The organism is Kocuria subflava (assembly GCF_012163155.1).
Classification (GTDB): domain Bacteria; phylum Actinomycetota; class Actinomycetes; order Actinomycetales; family Micrococcaceae; genus Kocuria; species Kocuria subflava.
Window position 1 is genome coordinate 170,562 of the sequence record NZ_JAAVUN010000002.1, and the last position, 19,515, is coordinate 190,076.

15 protein-coding genes are annotated in these 19,515 nt (G+C 63.2%); 10 read left to right on the top strand and 5 right to left on the bottom strand.

What is annotated here, in order from left to right; genetic code table 11:
• The first annotated feature begins 158 nt into the window (after window positions 1–158).
• On the top strand, window positions 159–1,619 hold the full coding sequence (rpsA, locus tag GTW58_RS02275; protein ID WP_119933032.1) for a 30S ribosomal protein S1: 1,461 nt from the start codon (window positions 159–161) through the stop codon (window positions 1,617–1,619).
• 181 nt (window positions 1,620–1,800) lie between these two features.
• Here rpsA and GTW58_RS02280 read toward each other — a convergent pair whose 3' ends face one another.
• Window positions 1,801–2,499, bottom strand: coding sequence for a YigZ family protein (locus tag GTW58_RS02280; protein WP_119933031.1), 699 nt, complete (start codon window positions 2,497–2,499; stop codon window positions 1,801–1,803).
• A 71-nt stretch (window positions 2,500–2,570) separates the two neighbouring features.
• On the opposite strand from GTW58_RS02280, the gene coaE reads away from it, so the two are divergent.
• From coaE to GTW58_RS02305, 5 genes are all read left to right on the top strand, one after another.
• Window positions 2,571–3,170 carry a dephospho-CoA kinase gene (gene coaE / locus GTW58_RS02285; RefSeq protein WP_047690179.1) on the top strand — a complete coding sequence of 200 codons (600 nt, stop codon included), beginning with the start codon at window positions 2,571–2,573 and terminating at the stop codon, window positions 3,168–3,170.
• A gap of 68 nt (window positions 3,171–3,238) precedes the next feature.
• A complete protein-coding gene (uvrB, locus tag GTW58_RS02290) occupies window positions 3,239–5,359 on the top strand; it encodes an excinuclease ABC subunit UvrB (protein ID WP_047690180.1) in 2,121 nt (706 codons plus the stop codon).
• A gap of 126 nt (window positions 5,360–5,485) precedes the next feature.
• Window positions 5,486–6,742, top strand: a complete 1,257-nt coding sequence (locus GTW58_RS02295; RefSeq protein WP_168023449.1) for a Na/Pi symporter — start codon at window positions 5,486–5,488, stop codon at window positions 6,740–6,742.
• A gap of 35 nt (window positions 6,743–6,777) precedes the next feature.
• A complete protein-coding gene (locus GTW58_RS02300; protein ID WP_047690181.1) occupies window positions 6,778–6,999 on the top strand; it encodes a hypothetical protein in 222 nt (73 codons plus the stop codon).
• A 224-nt stretch (window positions 7,000–7,223) separates the two neighbouring features.
• Entirely contained in the window at window positions 7,224–8,477 is a 1,254-nt protein-coding gene (locus tag GTW58_RS02305) for a TerC family protein (protein ID WP_052209538.1), read from the top strand.
• Between the two features lie 135 nt (window positions 8,478–8,612).
• Here the strand turns inward: GTW58_RS02305 and GTW58_RS02310 are convergent, their stop codons facing one another.
• From GTW58_RS02310 to GTW58_RS02325, 4 genes are all read right to left on the bottom strand, one after another.
• Complete coding sequence (locus GTW58_RS02310) at window positions 8,613–9,122, bottom strand: hypothetical protein (RefSeq protein ID WP_052209539.1); 510 nt, start codon at window positions 9,120–9,122, stop codon at window positions 8,613–8,615.
• A 49-nt stretch (window positions 9,123–9,171) separates the two neighbouring features.
• Window positions 9,172–9,789: a sigma factor-like helix-turn-helix DNA-binding protein gene (locus GTW58_RS02315; RefSeq protein ID WP_047690184.1), complete on the bottom strand. Its 618-nt coding sequence runs from the start codon at window positions 9,787–9,789 to the stop codon at window positions 9,172–9,174.
• A gap of 79 nt (window positions 9,790–9,868) precedes the next feature.
• Complete coding sequence (locus tag GTW58_RS02320) at window positions 9,869–12,481, bottom strand: DEAD/DEAH box helicase (RefSeq protein ID WP_119933029.1); 2,613 nt, start codon at window positions 12,479–12,481, stop codon at window positions 9,869–9,871.
• 117 nt (window positions 12,482–12,598) lie between these two features.
• Window positions 12,599–13,255, bottom strand: a complete 657-nt coding sequence (locus tag GTW58_RS02325) for an MBL fold metallo-hydrolase (protein WP_047690190.1) — start codon at window positions 13,253–13,255, stop codon at window positions 12,599–12,601.
• A gap of 68 nt (window positions 13,256–13,323) precedes the next feature.
• Between GTW58_RS02325 and GTW58_RS02330 the strand changes: the two genes are divergently transcribed.
• The 4 genes from GTW58_RS02330 to uvrC all read left to right on the top strand — a co-directional run bounded on the left by GTW58_RS02330 (window position 13,324) and on the right by uvrC (window position 19,499).
• Entirely contained in the window at window positions 13,324–13,746 is a 423-nt protein-coding gene (locus GTW58_RS02330; RefSeq protein WP_047690191.1) for a hypothetical protein, read from the top strand.
• A 113-nt stretch (window positions 13,747–13,859) separates the two neighbouring features.
• Window positions 13,860–16,754, top strand: a complete 2,895-nt coding sequence (gene uvrA, locus GTW58_RS02335; protein WP_119933028.1) for an excinuclease ABC subunit UvrA — start codon at window positions 13,860–13,862, stop codon at window positions 16,752–16,754.
• Window positions 16,751–17,437 (top strand): lysophospholipid acyltransferase family protein, encoded by a 687-nt coding sequence (locus GTW58_RS02340; protein ID WP_119933027.1) that lies wholly within the window; start codon window positions 16,751–16,753, stop codon window positions 17,435–17,437. The genes uvrA and GTW58_RS02340 overlap by 4 nt, the downstream gene beginning before the upstream one ends.
• Window positions 17,430–19,499 carry an excinuclease ABC subunit UvrC gene (gene uvrC / locus GTW58_RS02345; RefSeq protein ID WP_119933051.1) on the top strand — a complete coding sequence of 690 codons (2,070 nt, stop codon included), beginning with the start codon at window positions 17,430–17,432 and terminating at the stop codon, window positions 19,497–19,499. Before GTW58_RS02340 ends, uvrC begins: the two co-directional genes overlap by 8 nt.
• The last annotated feature ends 16 nt before the right edge of the window (window positions 19,500–19,515 follow it).

Consider the following 19,515-nt stretch of genomic DNA (forward strand, 5'->3'; position numbering starts at 1 on the left):
CTGACACACGCCCGGATGGTATTGATTCAGGCTCCCTGCGGGGCCTAAACTAGCCGAGTGTGTGTTCTGCGCGCACTGTCCACAGACGTCGAAGCCCCAGCGGTTCCCGCCCTTGGACGCTTCACTGACCATAATCAATTCATCGGAGTCCCTACTACATGACCACCACCACCCCGCAGGTTGCCGTCAACGACATCGGCTCGGAGGAAGACTTCCTCGCAGCCGTCGATGCGACCATCAAGTACTTCAACGACGGCGATCTGGTGGAAGGCACTGTTGTCAAGGTTGACCGTGACGAGGTCCTCCTCGACATCGGCTACAAGACCGAAGGTGTCATCCCGTCCCGCGAGCTGTCCATCAAGCACGACATCGACCCCGATGAGGTCGTGACCGTGGGCGATGAGGTCGAAGCCCTGGTCCTCACCAAGGAGGACAAGGAAGGCCGTCTGATCCTCTCCAAGAAGCGTGCTCAGTACGAACGCGCCTGGGGCGACATCGAGAAGGTCAAGGAAGAAGACGGCGTTGTCACCGGTACCGTCATTGAGGTTGTCAAGGGTGGTCTGATCATCGACATCGGGCTGCGCGGCTTCCTCCCCGCATCCTTGGTTGAGATGCGCCGCGTCCGCGACCTGGCCCCCTACATCGGCCAGAAGCTGGAAGCAAAGATCATCGAGCTGGACAAGAACCGCAACAACGTGGTCCTGTCCCGCCGTGCATGGCTCGAGCAGACCCAGTCCGAGGTCCGCTCCGACTTCCTCAACAAGCTGGAGAAGGGCCAGGTCCGTTCCGGCCATGTCTCCTCCATCGTCAACTTTGGTGCCTTTGTGGACCTGGGCGGCGTTGACGGCCTGGTGCACGTCTCCGAGCTGTCCTGGAAGCACATCGACCACCCGGGTGAGGTTGTTGAGGTCTGCCAGGAAGTCAAGGTCGAGGTGCTGGACGTGGACATGGACCGCGAGCGTGTCTCCCTGTCGCTGAAGGCCACCCAGGAAGATCCCTGGCAGCTGTTCGCCCGCACCCACGCCCTGGGCCAGGTTGTGCCCGGCAAGGTCACCAAGCTAGTTCCGTTCGGTGCGTTCGTTCGCGTCGAGGACGGCATCGAGGGCCTGGTGCACATCTCCGAGCTGGCTCAGCGCCACGTGGATCTGGCAGACCAGGTTGTTGGCGTCAACGAGGACCTGTTCGTCAAGGTCATCGACATCGATCTGGACCGTCGTCGGATCTCCCTGTCCCTGAAGCAGGCGAACGAAGGTGTTGACCCCGAGTCCACCGAGTTCGATCCCGCTCAGTACGGCATGGCTGCCGAGTACGACGAAGAGGGCAACTACAAGTACCCCGAGGGCTTCGATCCCGAGACCAACGAGTGGATCGAAGGTTTCGAGGAGCAGCGCGCCGCTTGGGAGCAGCAGTACGCCGATGCCCAGACCCGTTGGGAAGCTCACAAGGAGCAGGTGCGCCGTCACCTGAACGAGGACGCCGAGGCCGCTGTGGCCGGCGCCGGTGTGGCAACCGCTGCCGCCCCGACCTCCTACTCCTCCGAGGCTCCGGCCGAGGACGAGGGCACCTTGGCTTCCGACGAAGCTCTGGCCGCCCTGCGCGAGAAGCTGACCGGCAACTGATCTTCTGATCAACCGGACTCGAAGGCTCCGTCACTCCTGGTGAATGACGGGGCCTTCCCCTTGTCAGCTCGGGCTCTGCGCGCGACTCTCCCGTCTCGTGCCGAGTGAACACTTTCCTCGCCCTTGTCCGCCGAATAGGCCGTTTGATCGCCCCTGACACGCTCAGCGGCGATCAAACGGCCTATTCGGCGGGGGAGGAGGGGAGGTCCACCCAGTCGGTTCCCACCGGGGTCAGGTACGCATTCCCGGAGCTGAGTTCCGCCACATGGGCCCGTAATTTGGCCACGGCCTCCTCGGTGTCGTCCGTGGCCACGCGCAAGGTGGCCCCGTTTGCGGACCAGTCGGTTCCCATGACGGTGACGGATGCGGTGCGGAGCTCGTTCTCCCAGCGTGCCGCCTGAGCCAGCGGAGCATTGACCTCATAGACTCCCAGCCGGGCGCGCTGCGCAAACTCCGCGCGGTCCAGGGCTTGGGACACCGAGTCCGAATACGCCCGTACCAGACCTCCCGCACCCAACAGCGTTCCACCGAACCACCGGACGACGACGGCGCACACATCCGACAGGTCTGAGACTTCTTCTCGGGGTGAATCACCCCCGCCGGTCCGCCGTTGGGTGATGGCTTCCAACATGGGGATGCCGGCTGTGCCGGATGGTTCGCCGTCATCGGAGGAGCGCTGGATGCGGCGATCCGAGCCCACAACCCAGGCTGAGCACTGGTGACGGGCGTCATGGAACTCGCGGCGTAAATCGGCCAGGAGATCTTGGGCGTCGTCCTCGTGGTTGATGCGTTGCAGCACGGTGAGGAAGCGGGACTTCTTGATCTCGATCTGATGGCGCAACGCAGTGGTTGAGCTCAGGACCGTGTAAGGCTGCGGCATGAGAACCAGTCTATGGGCCTGTAAGAGTTGATCTGCGCCACTCCGGTCCGCCCGCTGGGTAGCCTGGGACCATGTTGCACATTGCTTTGACAGGCGGGATCGCCTCCGGAAAATCGGCTGTGGCTGCGCGTCTTGTGGCCAACGGGGCCGTCCTGGTGGATTCGGATGCCATTGTCCGGCAGTTGCAGGAGCCTGCCCAGCCAGGTCTGGTGGCGATCGCCCGTGAATTCGGTCCGCAGATGATTGCAGCGGACGGTTCACTGGACCGACGCGCGTTGGGGGAGCTGGTCTTTGCCGACGACGACGCCCGTGCCCGCCTCAATGCGATCATCCATCCTCTGGTGCGTGCACGTTCCAAGGAATTGGTGGAGGCCGCGGTGGCTCAACACGGTGAGGACGCGGTGATCGTCCACGACATCCCCCTGTTGGTGGAAACCGGGCAGGCAGAGGATTTTGACGTGGTCTTGGTGGTGGAGGCTCCGCGTCATGAGCGGATCCGGCGGATGATCCAGAACCGGGGAATGTCCGCGACTGATGCAGCGGCTCGTATTGATGCACAGGCCACCGACGATCAACGGCGCGCGGTGGCGGACCACGTGTTCGTGAACGATGGGCCACTGAATCACCTGGAGGCTGCCGTGGATCAGTGGTGGGCTCAGGCGCGGGGTTGAGGATCACTCGACGAGCGGCGGTCGACGGCACTTCATGCAGTGTCGGTCCCCCGGCGTAGGCTGGCCACATGAGCTTGGCACAGGAGATCAACCGCGTCGTCGCACCCTTTGAGGTCGTCTCCGAATTCAAACCCGCCGGCGATCAGCCCAAGGCCATCGCTGAACTGACGCAGCGGGTCAACGACGGCGAAACCGACATCGTGCTCCTGGGCGCCACCGGTACAGGCAAGTCCGCCACCGCCGCATGGTTGATCGAATCGGTGCAGCGGCCCACGCTGCTGATGGTGCAGAACAAGACCCTGGCCGCCCAGCTGGCCAGTGAGCTGAGGGAGCTGCTGCCCAACAACGCGGTGGAATACTTTGTCTCCTACTACGACTACTACCAGCCGGAGGCCTACGTCCCACAGACGGACACTTTCATCGAGAAGGACTCCTCCATCAATGAGGAAGTCGAGCGGCTGCGGCACTCCGCCACCAATGCCTTGCTGACGCGGCGCGACGTCGTGGTGGTCTCCACCGTCTCCTGCATCTACGGCCTGGGCACCCCGGAGGAATACATCCAGCAGATGGTCACCCTCAAGGTGGGGGAGGAGATGGACCGTGATGACCTGCTGCGCCAGTTCGTGAACATGCAGTACGCGCGCAACGACGTCGACTTCCATCGGGGGACCTTCCGGGTCCGCGGTGACACGGTGGAGATCATCCCCATGTACGAGGAACACGCCATACGGATCGAGTTCTTTGGGGATGAAATTGAAGCCATCTACACGCTGCATCCGCTGACCGGGGAGATCATCCGGGACGAGAACGAAATGTATGTATTCCCTGCCTCCCACTACGTGGCCGGAGCCGAACGCATGGCCAGGGCTGTCACTGAGATCGAGGACGAACTACGGGAGCGCCTGGAGACCCTGGAGAACCAGAACAAACTGGTGGAAGCCCAGCGGCTGCGGATGCGCACCACCTATGACCTGGAAATGATGCAGCAGATGGGGTACTGCAACGGCATCGAGAACTACTCCCGGCACATCGATGGCCGTGGCCCCGGCTCTGCACCGCACTGTCTGCTGGACTACTTCCCGGACGACTTCCTGCTGGTGATTGACGAATCGCACGTGACGGTCCCGCAGATCGGTGGCATGTACGAAGGCGACATGTCCCGCAAACGCACCCTGGTGGAACACGGTTTCCGTCTGCCCTCAGCCATGGACAACCGCCCGTTGAAGTGGGACGAGTTCTTGGAGCGGATCGGACAAACCGTCTATCTCTCCGCCACACCGGGCAATTACGAGATGGGCAAGGCCGACGGTTACGTGGAGCAGATCATTCGCCCCACGGGCCTGGTGGACCCGGAAGTGGTCATCAAACCCACCCGCGGGCAGATCGACGACTTGCTGGATGAGATCAACACTCGTGTCCAACGCGACGAACGTGTTCTGGTCACCACACTCACCAAGCGCATGGCCGAGGACCTCACCGACTACCTGATGGAGCACGGCGTCAAGGTCCAATACCTCCACTCGGACGTGGACACCCTGCGGCGTGTGGAACTGCTCAGTGAACTGCGGCAAGGCGTATTTGACGTCCTGGTGGGCATCAACCTGCTGCGTGAAGGCCTGGACCTCCCGGAGGTTTCCCTGGTCTCCATCCTGGACGCAGACAAGGAAGGCTTCCTACGTTCCACCACCTCCCTGATCCAGACCATCGGCCGTGCCGCCCGAAACGTCAACGGGCAGGTCCACATGTACGCGGACAAGATCACGGACTCCATGCAGACCGCGATCGATGAGACCAATCGACGTCGTGAAGTCCAAATTGCGTACAACAAGGAACACGGTGTGGATCCCCAGCCGCTGCGCAAGAGGATCGCGGACATCACGGACCAGCTGGCCCGGGAAGCAGAAGACACCCACGAACTGCTGGCGGCGCGCTCGGCGGCCAGCGGCAAGACCGCGCCTGCCAAGGACGCCCAAAGCTCGGCAGCCCTGGCAGATGCGGAACGCAAGTTGCGCCAGGACGGCGTGGAAACCGGCCCGGCACAGAACCTGGAGGACCTGGTCCTTCAGCTGACCGAGCAGATGAACCAGGCTGCGGCAGACCTCAAGTTCGAGCTGGCGGCACGCATCCGCGACGAATTGGCCGACCTGAAACGCGAACTACGCCACGTCCAGGACGCCTCCGGGTCCTGACTGACCGAGCACAGGGCGCCTTCACCTGGCTGTCACCTTCCCGTCAGCCCGCCGTTGCCCCGCCCCGTGAGGCTGGACGTGACCTAGTTGTTCACAGCACAGGCCGAAACACCGGGGGCGGTAACCGTGAGTCAGTCGCACACGAGTCAACGCAAGCGCGCGACCACCGACCAGAATCAGGGCACTGACACCGAGTTCGCCAGAACCGGTGGTGACAGCCGCGAAAACTTGGACGAACTCTCCCAGGACGCCACCAACCTCTCGCGCGGGCAAATTGCTGTTCGAGTCCTTGCCGCACTGGGACTGCTCTACACCCTGATCTGTGCCGTCGGATTGATCGGCACCGGGTTCGGGAATCTGGGGGAGGACACCGCTTCCGGGCTGTTCGACTTTGCAGTGAATCCCTTGGTGGGACTTGCCGTGGGAATCCTGGCCACATCCGTCATTCAGTCCTCCTCCACCACCACAGCGATCGCAGTGACGGCAGTGGGGACCGGGGCGTTGCCGCTGAGCGTGGCCGTTCCCATCATCATGGGCGCCAACGTGGGCACCTCCGTCACCAACACCTTGGCATCGCTGGGATTTGTGGGCACCAAGGACGAGTTCCGACGTGCCTTCTCCGCGGCCACCGTCCACGACTTCTTCAACCTGTTCGCCGTGGCTCTGCTGCTGCCCCTGGAGATGCTCTTCCACCCCCTGGAACGGTTGGCTGAACTGATCACCGGGCCCCTGTCCGGGATCCAGACCACGGATCCGGGGGATGCCGATGTGGTCTCCATGGTCACTGACCCCGTGGTGAACGGACTTGCCTGGGTACTGGGTTTTCCCGGGGAAACCATGGGAGCAGTTCTGCAGATCCTGGGTGGTGTGGCCCTGATCTTCTTGTCCGTGCGCTACCTGGGCAAGCTGCTGCAGACCCTCATGGTGGGCAAGGCCAAGAAGATTCTTCACAAGACCGTGGGCGGCACGCCACCCGTGGCCATGGGTGCCGGTGCCCTGGTGACAGTCCTGGCCCAGTCATCGTCCGTGACCACCTCCGTCTTGGTGCCCTTTGCAGGCTCGGGTGCCCTGAGCACCCGTCAGATCTATCCGGTGACACTGGGAGCCAACATCGGCACCACCACCACGGCACTCATCGCGGCCATGGCTGTCACGGGGGAGAACGCCACCATCGCGCTGCAAGCGGCCCTGGTCCACCTACTGTTCAACCTGCTGGGCATCCTTCTGATTTACGTCCTGCCCTTCCTGCGCAACATTCCGTTGGCCTGCGCCACCTGGCTGGGCTCCCTGGCAGCTGAACGCAAGTGGGTGGCAGCCGCCTGGATCATCGCCGCATTCCTGGTGGCCCCGGGCGCCGTCGTGCTGATCAGTGCTGTGCTGTGACCAAGCCTGGTAGCCAGCCAGAACAGGAGGAGACCATGAACGCCAACACCGAATCCGAACTCCAGAACCTCTTGGCCCAGGCGGAGGCGGAGATCCGCCAACTGCGTGCCGAGATTGCAGCGCGCCAACAGTCGGATGTTGACCGCGTGATTCGTGACCTGCCGGAAGACCTGTCCGCAGCCCAGGGCAAGTGGTCGGATCTCAAAGGGCTGCTGCAAGCCCTGGCGCGTGACCAAAGTCGCGATGACGGCGAATGACAGACGTCTTACCAAGCCTGGGCAAAGCACAGCTGCCGTGTACCATGATGCGCAGCGTAAGGGAGTATCCACTCGCGTTGTGAACGTCAGCACGCAGGGCCATGGCGGCCCCGCCGGGCACAACGGTCGGAACCCCACCTACCCGTGCGTCACACGGGGATCTGAGGTGGCCGACGGAGAGACTTGCGTTCTCGAACCATACCTACCTTGGAGAGGACGCTTCCTTGGAAGTTTCACCCTTGATCTGGGAAGTCACCATTGCCGTAATCGTCGGCATGCTGGCTTTCGACTACTTCTTCCACGTGCGCAAGGCCCACGAACCACACATCAAGGAAGCGGCCATCTGGTCCGCGATTTATGTGGGTGCAGCCCTGATCTTCGGCCTGTTCGTGCTGTGGCAGTGGGGTCCCACGTTCGCCGGTGAGTACTACGCCGGATACATCACGGAGAAGGCGTTGTCCGTGGACAACCTTTTTGTGTTCCTGATCATCATCGCCTCCTTCAAGGTCCCGCGTGAAGATCAGCAGAAGGTTCTGCTGTTCGGCATCACCTTTGCCCTGGTGGCCCGCACGGCCTTCATCTTCATCGGCGCTGCCGCCCTGAACGCCTTGGCCTGGCTGTTCTACATCTTTGGCCTGTTCCTGATCCTCACCGCCGTCAACCTGATCCGTGGTGAACTCAAGGACGGCGAGGCCGAGGACGAGGCAGACAACTTCATCATCCGCCTGGCCAAGCGCTTCATCCCCACCACGGATTACTACGACGGCGACAAGCTGTTCACGGTGGAGAACGGCAAGCGTGTGATGACGCCCATGCTGCTGGTGATGGTGGCCATTGGCGGTACGGACATCCTGTTCGCCTTTGACTCCATTCCCGCGATTTTTGGTCTGACCCAGGAGACCTACCTGGTGTTCACGGCCGTTGCCTTCTCCCTGATGGGCCTGCGCCAGTTGTACTTCCTGATCGACGGCCTGCTGGACCGCCTGATCTACCTGTCCTGGGGACTGGCCATCATCTTGGGCTTCATCGGCTACAAGCTGATTGTCCACGCGCTGCATGAGAACGATCTGCCGTTCATCAATGACGGTCAGCCTGTGCACTTCCCGCCGGAGGTCACCATCAGCCAGTCACTGACCGTGATCGTGGGTGTGTTGGTGCTGACGGTGCTGCTCTCCCTCTACAGCCCCAAGGGCCGCGCCCTGCGCGTGATCTCCGGCCTGCGCAACGTGGCCGAGGCTTACGTGACCCTGCCCAAGGATGCCCCGACGGCGGAGCGCGAACGCTTGGCGGCCAAGGGCGCCAAGCTGGCTGAGCGCATGCCCAAGGTGCCGGAGAAGTACCAGCAGGAACTCATTGAGGAAGAAGACGAGTTCCGCGACCTGTTGGCCCGTGCCCGCGGCAAGCACGAGCACTATGAGCGCACGGGTGAAGCACCTGAGCCGGAGACGCTGCACAAGGACACCAACCCCAAGGTGTGATCCTGCATCAGTCTGATGCGCTGACCTGCCTGACGGGAATCACTGGAGGCCGGTACCCCAACGGGTGCCGGCCTCCACCATGTCCCTTCACCCGGCGGGGTCTTTGGCAGGGTCTTTGGCGGGGTCCCACCGGAGTCAGGTGGCGGAGATCACCAGCACCAGTCCTGCACCGGCCCCGGCCCACAGCAGGGAGGCCAAGGTGCCGATGAGGAACTGCTCACGCTGATGGCCGGTGGTGAACTCTCCATAGCGCGCCAAGCCCTTGATGGCCACCACGATGGCCACACCGTTGGGGAACCCCAGGACAAAACAGGCCATGACGCTCAAGCGTTCCAGCACACCGATCACCAGACCGCCGCGCAGAGGTGGGCCCACCGGTTCACCGGGCCCCGCAGCGTCGGCGGCCGTCAGCTCGGTGGACCGCCCGGCCGTGATGATGGCCATGGTTTTTCGGCGCTGCGCTTCCAGATCCCGGGCAATGTGCAGGATCAGACGCACCACGGGATCACCTGACAAGGCAAAACCCACCACCAGGGCTGTCCCGCTGAACCAAACGGGCACGGAACCTGCAACGGCCATCCACCCGGCAGTGCTCAGGAAAAGCATCAGGGGAATCCAGACCGTGACAGCACCACGGAGGCTCATCAATGATCCTGTGAACCCTGGTGCAGTGCTTGCGTGCTGCTGAGCCGCCTCACTCATGGATGTGCCCCTGCCCATCAGCCTGCTCCAACAAGTCCACCAGGACACCACGCACGGCGTGCTCCTCCTGCCACAGCGCAGTGCTCAGCCGTCTGGACACCGAGGACTGGGTGATGCCTAGCTCTTCAGCGATCTGCTGCTGGGTCAACCCTTGATCGGCCAGGGTGGCAGCTTGACGGGCGGTGGGTGTGCGGCGTCGTCGGACAGCGGCCAGCAGGCTCAGGAGGGCATCCGCCTGGTGGGCAGCTGTGTCACTATCAGCGCCGCGCACAGCGGTGTCCCAGGACGACGCCTTGGCGGCATCCACCGCGTGGCGCGCATTCACAAAGCCGTCCCCGGTGGCCTCACTGACACTGGTGGGCAGGGGAGTGTCCACCGCGCCCACTCCCACACCCACATACCAGATCTGGGCTTCCACCAGGAGCAGCGTGGCCGCCACAGCGGCAACAGGGTCCGAGTACAGGGCTTGGAGCTCGTCACCTGCTGAAACCTGCCAGTTCAGAGTGGCACCGGGCACCTGTGAGCGCAGAAGATCGCGGTGGGCCGCCATGTCCAGCTCACCGGGGTGTTTGCGGGAGTCCCGGCGGTCAGCGGTCAGAACAAACGGCACGGATCCTCCTATGCGTGTTCAGGTGCATATCAACACTATATGCAGTTGGCGATGCATGCGGCATCAAGCCCTGGGTCCGTCACCGACCTGTTTGGGTGATCGGCCCCACGTTGTCCATGAGCACCACCGGAAAGCCGTCTGCATCCGATGCCGCCAGATCAATGCGCGCGTTCATGCCGTAGTCGTGATTGCCGTCAGGATCATCAAACACCTGTTGGACCGTCCAGAATCCCTTGAGACCGGCAGGGTCCTGGTCAATGCGGATCAAGGCCGGCCCACGCGACTGGGCGTCCGTGTAGATGTCCTCGTATTCGTTGAAGTAGTCATCCAATGCCTCCGCCCAGCGGTCCCGGTCCCACCCGGTACCGCCGTCCAGAGCCCCCAGGGTCTTGTCCTTCTCCTGGGCAAACAGCTCCACACGTTGGAACATGGCGTTGCGCACCATGATGCGGAAGGCCCGCACGTTGCTGGTGATGGCAGGAGCTTGCTCCTCCATGAGCTCCGCCAACGAGTCCTGGGAGGTACCCATGGGGGCTTCCTCGCCCCGGGCCAACTTCTCCCATTCATCCAACAGGGAGTTGTCCGTCTGCCGGATGGTTTCCCCCAACCATTCGATGATGTCCTCCAGGGCCTCTGTCCGCAGCTCAATGGGCACCGTTTGACGCAGGGCCCGGTAGGCATCCGTCAGGTAGCGCAGCAGCACACCCTCCGAGCGGGTCAAGGAGTAGAACTGGACGTACTGGCCAAAAGTCATGGCCCGTTCAAACATGCCCCTGACCACGGACTTTGGGGTCAGTTCATGCTGGGCCACCCAAGGGGCGGAGGACCGGTAGGTTTCAAAGGCCTCCTCCAACAGGTCACGCAGCGGCATGGGCCACGTGACCTCATCCAACTCCCGCATGCGTTCGTTGTACTCCAGGCCATCGTCCTTCATCCGGGCCGAGGCCTCGGATTTCTCCTTCTTCTCCTGCATGACCAGCACCTGGCGTGGTCGTTCCAGCGTGGACTCGATCACGGAGACGGCATCCAGTTCAAATCCGTCAGCCTCCGGGTCCAGCAGGGTCAGCGCTGCCAGGGCGAACGGTGACAGCGCGTTGTTCAACGCAAAGTTCTCCTGCAGCTCCACGGTCAGGCGGTAGCGCCGACCGTCGTCGTCAGGGTGCGGCAACCGCTCCACCACGCCCGTGGCCAGCAGCTCCCGCAGGATCCCCAGCGATTCCCTGACCCAACGACGACGATCCGCAGCCGTACCGTCCAGGCCGTTGAACAAGTGCACCGTGGCGGCCACAGGATCACTGTGACGCTGCAGCAGATTCAGCAACATGGCATGCGTGACCCCGAAGGTGGAGCGCAAGGGTTCCGGCTGAGAGTCCACCATGGCCTGGAACGTCTTGTCAGACCAGGAGACAAAGCCCTGCGGCGGCTTCTTCTTGGGGATTTGGCGCAACTTCTTCTCGTCATCGCCGTGCCTTCGCCGCGCCTTCTCCATGGCACGAGCATTTTCGATGTCATGTTCGGGTGCCTGGACCACCACGGTGCCTTGGGTGTCGAACCCCGCGCGTCCGGCCCGGCCCGCGATCTGGTGGAACTCCCGGGACTGCAGCCGGCGTGTGCGGACGCCGTCGAACTTGGACAACGCCGTGATCAACACCGTGCGGATGGGCACGTTGATGCCCACACCCAAGGTGTCCGTGCCGCAGATGACCTTCAGCAGCCCTTCCTGGGCCAGCTGCTCCACAAGGCGCCGGTATTTGGGCAGCATCCCCGCGTGGTGCACGCCGATCCCGTTGCGGACCAGGCGGTTGAGTGTTTTGCCGAACCCGGCGGCGAACTTGAACTCGGCGATCACCTCCGCCACGCGTTCTTTCTCCGCCTTGCTGAGCACATTGGCGCTCATCAGGGCTTGTGCCTGGTCCATGGCCTGCAGCTGGGAGAAATGCACCACGTAGACCGGTGCCTGGTGTGTGGAGACCAGTTCCTCGATCTGTTCCAGGACGGGGATCTGGGAGTAGTAGTAGGTCAGCGGGATGGGTCGTTCGGCGTTGTCCACCACGGCCACCTCACGGCTGGTGAGATCCGTCAGGCGCTGCTGGATGCGGGTGGTGTCCCCAAGGGTTGCAGACATCAGCAGGAACTGGGCTTGCGGGAGTTCCACCAGGGGAACCTGCCAGGCCCAACCGCGCTGGGGATCGGCGTAGAAGTGGAACTCGTCCATGATCACGGGCCCCAGATCAGCGTCACGGCCCTCACGCAAGGCGATGTTGGCCAGGATCTCCGCCGTGCAGCACACAATGGGCGCCTCTGCATTGACGGCGGAATCACCGGTCACCATACCCACGTTTTCCGCGCCGAAGGCCTCACACAGGGCAAAGAACTTCTCAGAGACCAGCGCCTTGATGGGGGCTGTGTAATAGGAGCGCTGCCCGGTGGCCAGGCCCGCAAAATGCGCCGCCAACGCCACCATGGACTTGCCGGAACCCGTGGGTGTGGCCAGGATGACGTTGGCCCCGCCGGCCACTTCCAGCGCCGCTTCTTCCTGGTGCGGATACAGCTCCAGGTCCCGTGAGGCGGCCCAGCCCACAAAGCCTTCATAGATCTCATCCGCCGTCAGCGGGTTGCGCGCAAAATCACCCCGCAGGTAGTGCTGGCCGGGGGCGGACAATCCAGGGGCAAGAGCATCAAGAAGTGACATCGTCACCCACCATATCCGCGCGTACGGACATCCCAGCCGTGGACCGGCACAACGACGCCGCCCCTCACCTGTCCGCAGACGGTGAGGGGCGGCGTCGTCACAAGAACGGCAGAGCTGTCACCAGCCGCGTTCGCGCCACTCCTTCAGGTGCGGACGCTCAGCACCCAGGGTGGTGGAGTCGCCATGTCCGGGGTGGATCACGGTGTCGTCGTCAAAACGGTCAAAGATCCGGGTGACAACGTCCTTGTAAAGCCGCTTGAAGTCCTCCGGCGAGTTGGTCTTGCCCACCCCGCCAGGGAACAGGGAATCGCCGCTGAAGATGTGCGCGGGGCCGTGGGGATCGCGGTAGACCAGGGCGATGGAACCGGGGGTGTGCCCGCGCAGCCCGATCACCTCAAGGTCGAATCCGTCAAACTCCGCAACATCCCCGTGGTCAAGGGTCAGATCCATAGCCACGTCAATGTCGTCCTCGTCCGCCGAGCCACAGGCGGTCACCGCCTCCGAGCGTGACTTGACCTCTGCCAGGGCACGCACGTGATCCCAGTGGGAGTGGGTGGTGATGATCATCTGCAAGCTGCCGGACATGCTGCAGTCGTGGCAGCCGGCGCCCACCAGGCCTGCAATGGACTTGGGTTCATCCGCGGCGTCGATCAGCACCTGGGTGCCGTGGGTCTTGGAGGTCAACAGGTAGACGTTGTTCGCCATGTCGCTGACCTGGATGGAACGGACCGTGATCTCGGCCAGATCAACGGTCTGCGTGTCGGTTACGATCATGCCGACGATTGTAAGACGGTTGACGGGTTGTGTTCATCCCGGCAATGCGATGTGTGATGAAAGGCGCCATGCCCACACTGTTGCCCCCGGCTGACCAGCAATGGGAGCGCCGCCGCCCGGCACGTCTCACGGCAGTCACAATCCTGTCCTACGTGCTGCTGATGGCCACGTTCTGGATTCAGACCCATGATCCGGAGATCGTGGCCGCAGCAGCTAACCCGGAACTCGGTATGACCATTGATCCAGGCCCCAGCCTGGGCACCGTCGTCGGCATGGGCTTGGTGTACGCCATTCCGCTGGTGCTGTGGCTCAAAGGGGTGCCTTACGTGCTGCACCTGATGGCGGCACTCTGTGTTCTGGGTGCGGTGGTCTTCACGCTGTCCGCCGGAACGGGACTGCTGTGGAACTGGCGAGTGGGTACCGTGCCGCTGGCCGGCCTGGTGGTCAATCTGGCATGGCTGCTGCTGGCCTACCGGCGGGACCGGATCTGAGCGGTCCGTCCAACGCCGCCTGAGCACACACGGTTGGGGCGCAATTCTGGTTGTCGGTCACCGGCGATAAGCTGGACGGCGTGCCTGAACAAACTCTTTCCCCCGTAGCGTCCGTGCCCCAGGCCCAGGCCACAGCCCCCACCGATCTCACGGAGATCGTGGTGCAGGGTGCACGGGAGCACAACCTCCACAACGTGGACCTGACCATCCCGCGTGATGCCATGGTGGTCTTCACCGGGCTCTCCGGATCCGGCAAGTCCTCCCTGGCCTTTGACACGATTTTTGCCGAAGGCCAGCGCCGCTACGTCGAGTCCCTGTCCTCCTACGCACGCATGTTCCTGGGGCGCGTGGACAAGCCGGACGTTGATTTCATTGAGGGTCTTTCTCCCGCGGTCTCCATCGACCAGAAGTCCACCTCCAAGAACCCGCGCTCCACGGTGGGCACCATCACGGAGATCTACGATTACATGCGCCTGCTCTGGGCGCGAGTGGGCCACCCGCACTGCCCGGTCTGTGGGGAGCCCATCACCAAACAGACCCCCCAGCAGATTGTTGATCGTCTGCTCACCTTGCCGGAACGCACCCGCTTCCAGGTCCTGGCCCCGGTGGTACGACGCCGCAAGGGCGAGTTCGCCGATCTGTTCAGCTCTTTGCAGCAGCAGGGTTACTCCCGTGCCGTGGTGGACGGCGAGCAGGTCACCCTGGATGACCCGCCCAAGCTCAAGAAGCAGTACAAGCATGACATCGAGGTGGTGGTGGACCGCCTGGTGATCAAGGAGGGCATGGAGCGCCGTCTGACGGACTCCATTGAGACCGCCCTGGGCCTGGCCGATGGCCGCGTGGTGGTGGAGCTGGTGCTGCGCGACGGTGAGGATGCACCCGAGGGGGTGGAGCAGCGCCAGACGTTCTCCGAGAACCTGGCCTGCCCCAATGAGCATCGTCTGGGCACTGACGAGATCGAGCCGCGGGCGTTCTCCTTCAATGCACCCTTTGGTGCGTGCCCCGAATGTGACGGCATCGGCACCCGGCTGGAAGTTGACGAACATCTGGTGGTCCCGGATGCGGACCTGACGCTGGTGGAAGGTGCCATCCAACCGTGGGCCCTGGGCAAGTCCACCAGTGACTACTGGAACCGGTTGATGGCCGGCCTGGCGGAGGACCTGGGCTTTGACCTGGTCACCCCCTGGAAGGACCTGTCCGCGACTGCCCGCAAGGCGCTGTTGGAGGGCAAGGACTACAAGGTCACCGTCTCCTACAAGAACAGGTGGGGTCGCGAACGGCGCTACAGCCAGGGTTTTGAGGGCGTCTACACCTACATTCGCCGTAAGCACCAGGAGACCGAGTCCGAGCACGCCAAGGACCGGTATGAGCAATACATGCGCCAGATCCCCTGCCCGGAGTGTCAGGGTCAGCGGTTGAACCCCACCATGCTGGGCGTGACCGTGGGTGGTTTGTCTATCGCCCAGGCAACGGCCCTGCCCATGCGGGAAGCACTGGCCTTTTTCCAGGGCCTTGAACTCACGGATCGTGAAGCGCGTATTGCAGATCAGGTGCTCAAGGAGATCGAGGCCCGCCTGACGTTCCTGCTGGACGTGGGACTGGACTACCTGAACCTGGAGCGTGCCTCTGCAACACTTTCCGGCGGTGAGGCGCAGCGCATCCGCCTGGCCACCCAGATCGGTGCAGGCCTGGTGGGTGTGCTCTACGTGCTGGATGAACCGTCCATCGGCCTGCACCAACGCGACAACCGGCGTCTGATCCAAACGCTGACCAAGTTGCGGGACATGGGCAACACCTTGATCGTGGTGGAACACGATGAAGACACCATTCGTGAAGCCGACTGGATCGTGGACGTGGGCCCCGGAGCGGGCGAACGCGGCGGCCGAGTGGTGCACTCCGGTGGCTACCAGGAACTGCTGGCCAACAAGGACTCCATCACCTCGGACTATCTGTCTGGCCGCAAGGGCATTGAGGTCCCGCAATCCCGGCGGCCCATTGACCGCAAACGTGTGTTGAAGGTGGTTGGTGCGCAGGAGAACAACCTGCAGAACATTGACGTCACCTTCCCGCTGGGTGTTTTCACCGCGGTGACGGGTGTGTCCGGATCCGGCAAGTCCTCCCTGGTGAACGAGATTCTCTACACCAAGCTGGCCAACGAGCTCAACGGTGCCAAACAGGTCCCGGGCCGGCACAAGCGTATTGAGGGCGCAGACCAGCTCAAGAAGATCGTCCATGTGGACCAGTCACCGATCGGCCGCACCCCGCGCTCCAACCCGGCCACGTACTCCGGAGTCTTTGACCGCATCCGCAAGCTGTTCGCGGACACTCAGGAGGCCAAGATCCGCGGGTACCAGCAGGGCCGGTTCTCCTTCAACGTCAAGGGAGGACGCTGTGAGGCCTGCTCGGGCGATGGCACGCTGAAGATCGAGATGAACTTCCTGCCGGACGTCTACGTGCCGTGTGAGGTCTGCAAGGGCGCCCGCTACAACCGCGAGACCCTGGATGTGCACTACAAGGGCAAATCCATTGCGGATGTTCTGGACATGCCCATCGAGGAAGCGGCCGAGTTCTTCTCCGCCTACACCGCCATTGCACGTCACCTGAACACTCTGGTGGACGTGGGACTGGGTTATGTGCGGCTGGGGCAGCCTGCCACCACGCTCTCCGGTGGTGAGGCCCAGCGGGTCAAGTTGGCTGCTGAACTTCAGAAACGCTCCCACGGAGACACCATCTACGTGTTGGACGAGCCCACCACGGGACTGCACTTTGAGGACATCAACAAGCTGCTCAAGGTCCTGCAGGGCTTGGTGGACAAGGGCAATTCCGTGATGACCATTGAGCACAATCTGGACGTCATCAAGACCGCCGACTGGGTCATTGACATGGGGCCCGACGGCGGTTCGGGCGGTGGCCGTGTGGTGGCCGAAGGAACCCCGGAGCAGGTTGCGCAGAATCCTGCCAGCCACACGGGTATGTTCCTGAAGGAGATCTTCGAGGGGGAGCAGTGAAGCTGTACCGGGCAACTCAAAAAGCAGTGGGCCACCTGTTCCGGTTGGTGTGTCGGCCGGTCATCACAGGGCAGGAGAACTTTCCTGCCACCGGTCCCGTGATCGTGGCCTCCAATCACCTGTCCTTCCTGGACGGCATCATCGTCTCCGCGTTGATGCCACGCCGGGTGGGGTTCATCACCAAGGCGTCTCTTGCCAATGCCCCCGGCATCAAGGGCAAGGTCATGACTTTTGTCTACAACATTCTGGGATTGATTCCGGTGGACCGCTCCGGACAGTCCGAATCCGTGACCGCCCTGGACCCCGCCTTGAAGTTGCTGGCAGACGGCGGAGTCTTTGGAGTGTTCCCGGAAGGCACACGATCCCGTGACGGTCGGCTCTACCGCGGACGCAGTGGCGTGGCCTTCACAGCCTTGTCCACCGGGGCCCCCGTGGTCCCTGTGGCCCTCAAGGGCACGGAACGTTTGCAGAAACCCGGCTCCCGCATGATCGTGCCGCGCAAGTTTGAGCTGCACATCGGCAAGCCGCTGCAGATCGACCGGGTGGACGGGCGCCAGACCGGCGCGCAGCGCCGCGCCGTCGTGGATCGGGTGATGGACGCCATTGCCGAGCTCTCCGGCCAGGAGCGCGCCGACACCTACAACACGCCGCCTTCTGTGGAGCGTGACGCTGCTCGTGGCTGATCCACGGAGCTACCGGCCTGCGCGGGGGGACATTCCCACGGATCCCGGTGTGTACCGGTTCCGGGACGCCACGGGCCGGGTCATCTACGTGGGCAAGGCCAAGAACCTGCGCAACAGGCTCTCCAGTTACTTTGCCCCGCTGCACTCGTTGGCACCCAAGACCCGCACCATGGTGACAACCGCCGCCGGTGTGGAATGGGTGGTGGTCAGCTCGGAGCTGGAGTCCCTGCAGCTGGAGTACACCTGGATCAAGCAGTTCCAACCGCGGTTCAACATTGCCTACCGGGATGACAAGTCCTATCCGTACCTGGCAGTGACCATGGGGGAGAAGGTACCCCGGGCGTTGGTGACTCGCGGAACCAAGAAGAAGGGCACCCGTTACTTCGGTCCGTACTCCCAGGCGTGGGCCATCCGGGAAACCCTGGATGCCGTGCTGCGAGTTTTCCCCGTACGCTCCTGCGCCCCGGGCGTGTACCGCCGCGCTGAACGCTCAGGGCGCCCGTGCTTGTTGGGTTACATCGGCAAATGCACCGCACCGTGCGTGGGGGAGATCTCCCAGGAGGATCACCGCGCGCTGGTCGAGGACCTGTGCCAGTTCATGGCGGGTCGGGCGGAGCCGTTCATCAAGGAACTCGAAGAGAAGATGATGGCAGCCGCAGCCGTCCAAGACTTTGAGACCGCTGCGGCCCGGCGCGACGACGTCGAAGCCCTCCGTAAGGCCTTCGAGCGCAATGCCGTGGTGCTCTCCGATGCCGTGGATGCCGACTTCTTTGCGTTGGCCGATGATGAACTCGAAGCCGCCGTCCAGGTCTTCCACGTGCGCGGTGGACGCATCCGTGGCCAGCGCGGATGGGTCACGGAGAAGGTGGAGGAAACGGACAGCGCCCACCTGCTGGAGGCGTTGTTGCAACAGGTCTACGGGGAGGGGGCCGCGGACAGCATCACCGGTGCAGAGCTCAAGGCTCAGGCAGCACGCGAGGAGCGCGGTTCCCACCACCGTCCGCGGACCGTGGAGTTGGACTACCGCGAGGATCTGATACCGCGCACGGTGTTGGTCTCCCACCCGGTTCAGGAGGCCGAGCAGTTGGAGCAATGGCTCAGTGAACTGCGCGGCTCCAAGGTCACCATCTCCACGCCCCAGCGCGGGGACAAAGCCCATCTGATGGCGACGGTGCAGGAGAACGCCCGGCAGGCGTTGGCGCTGCACAAATCCCGGCGAGCCGGTGACATCACCACTCGCTCCGCATCCCTCCAGCAGCTGCAGGAAGCACTGGATCTGCCCGATGCCCTGATGCGCATCGAGTGCTACGACATCTCCCATGTGCAGGGCACCAATGTGGTGGCCTCCATGGTGGTCTTCGAGGACGGACTGCCCCGTAAGGCCGAGTACCGCAAGTTCTCCATCACCGGGGAGGCCGCACGGGATGACACGGCGGCCATGTACGACGTCATTCATCGCCGGTTCAGCAGGCATCTGGCCCAGCAGGAGGAACAACAGCAGGAGTGCGCACCCACCACCGGAGCCTTGGACCCAGACTCCCTGGACACGGATCCCGCGGCCCGGAAACGGTTTGCCTACCCGCCCAACCTGGTGGTGGTGGACGGTGGTCCGCCACAGGTGGCTGCTGCCTCCCGAGCCCTGGAGGATCTGGGGGTGGTGGACGTTGCCGTGGTGGGTTTGGCCAAGCGCCTGGAAGAGGTGTGGGTTCCGGATGACGAGTTCCCGGTGATTCTTCCCCGAGCCTCCGAGGCCTTGTACCTGATGCAGCGTGTCCGGGATGAAGCCCACCGCTTTGCCATCACCTTCCACCGGGCCAAGCGCGGGAAGTCCATGATCGCCTCCGTACTGGATGAACTGCCTGGTGTTGGACCGGCCAAGCAAAAGGCCCTGCTCAAACACTTTGGTTCGGCCAAGAAGCTCAAGTCCGCACGGCTGGAGGAGATCCAGGAGGTGCCCGGCTTCGGCCCGGCCCTGGCCGCCAAGGTGATGGCTGCCATCCATCAGGATGACGACACGGCACAATCGGCCGTCAACATGGCCACTGGCGAAATCATGGACTGACTCTCCTGTGGCGTCG

Excerpts from the sequence above, each read along its gene's own strand:
- rpsA (WP_119933032.1), top strand. The coding sequence starts at position 159 with ATGACCACCACCACCCCGCAGGTTGCCGTCAACGACATCGGCTCGGAG.
- GTW58_RS02280 (WP_119933031.1), bottom strand. The coding sequence starts at position 2,499 with ATGCCGCAGCCTTACACGGTCCTGAGCTCAACCACTGCGTTGCGCCAT.
- coaE (WP_047690179.1), top strand. The coding sequence starts at position 2,571 with ATGTTGCACATTGCTTTGACAGGCGGGATCGCCTCCGGAAAATCGGCT.
- uvrB (WP_047690180.1), top strand. The coding sequence starts at position 3,239 with ATGAGCTTGGCACAGGAGATCAACCGCGTCGTCGCACCCTTTGAGGTC.
- GTW58_RS02300 (WP_047690181.1), top strand. The coding sequence starts at position 6,778 with ATGAACGCCAACACCGAATCCGAACTCCAGAACCTCTTGGCCCAGGCG.
- GTW58_RS02310 (WP_052209539.1), bottom strand. The coding sequence starts at position 9,122 with ATGAGCCTCCGTGGTGCTGTCACGGTCTGGATTCCCCTGATGCTTTTC.
- GTW58_RS02320 (WP_119933029.1), bottom strand. The coding sequence starts at position 12,481 with ATGTCACTTCTTGATGCTCTTGCCCCTGGATTGTCCGCCCCCGGCCAG.
- GTW58_RS02325 (WP_047690190.1), bottom strand. The coding sequence starts at position 13,255 with ATGATCGTAACCGACACGCAGACCGTTGATCTGGCCGAGATCACGGTC.
- GTW58_RS02330 (WP_047690191.1), top strand. The coding sequence starts at position 13,324 with ATGCCCACACTGTTGCCCCCGGCTGACCAGCAATGGGAGCGCCGCCGC.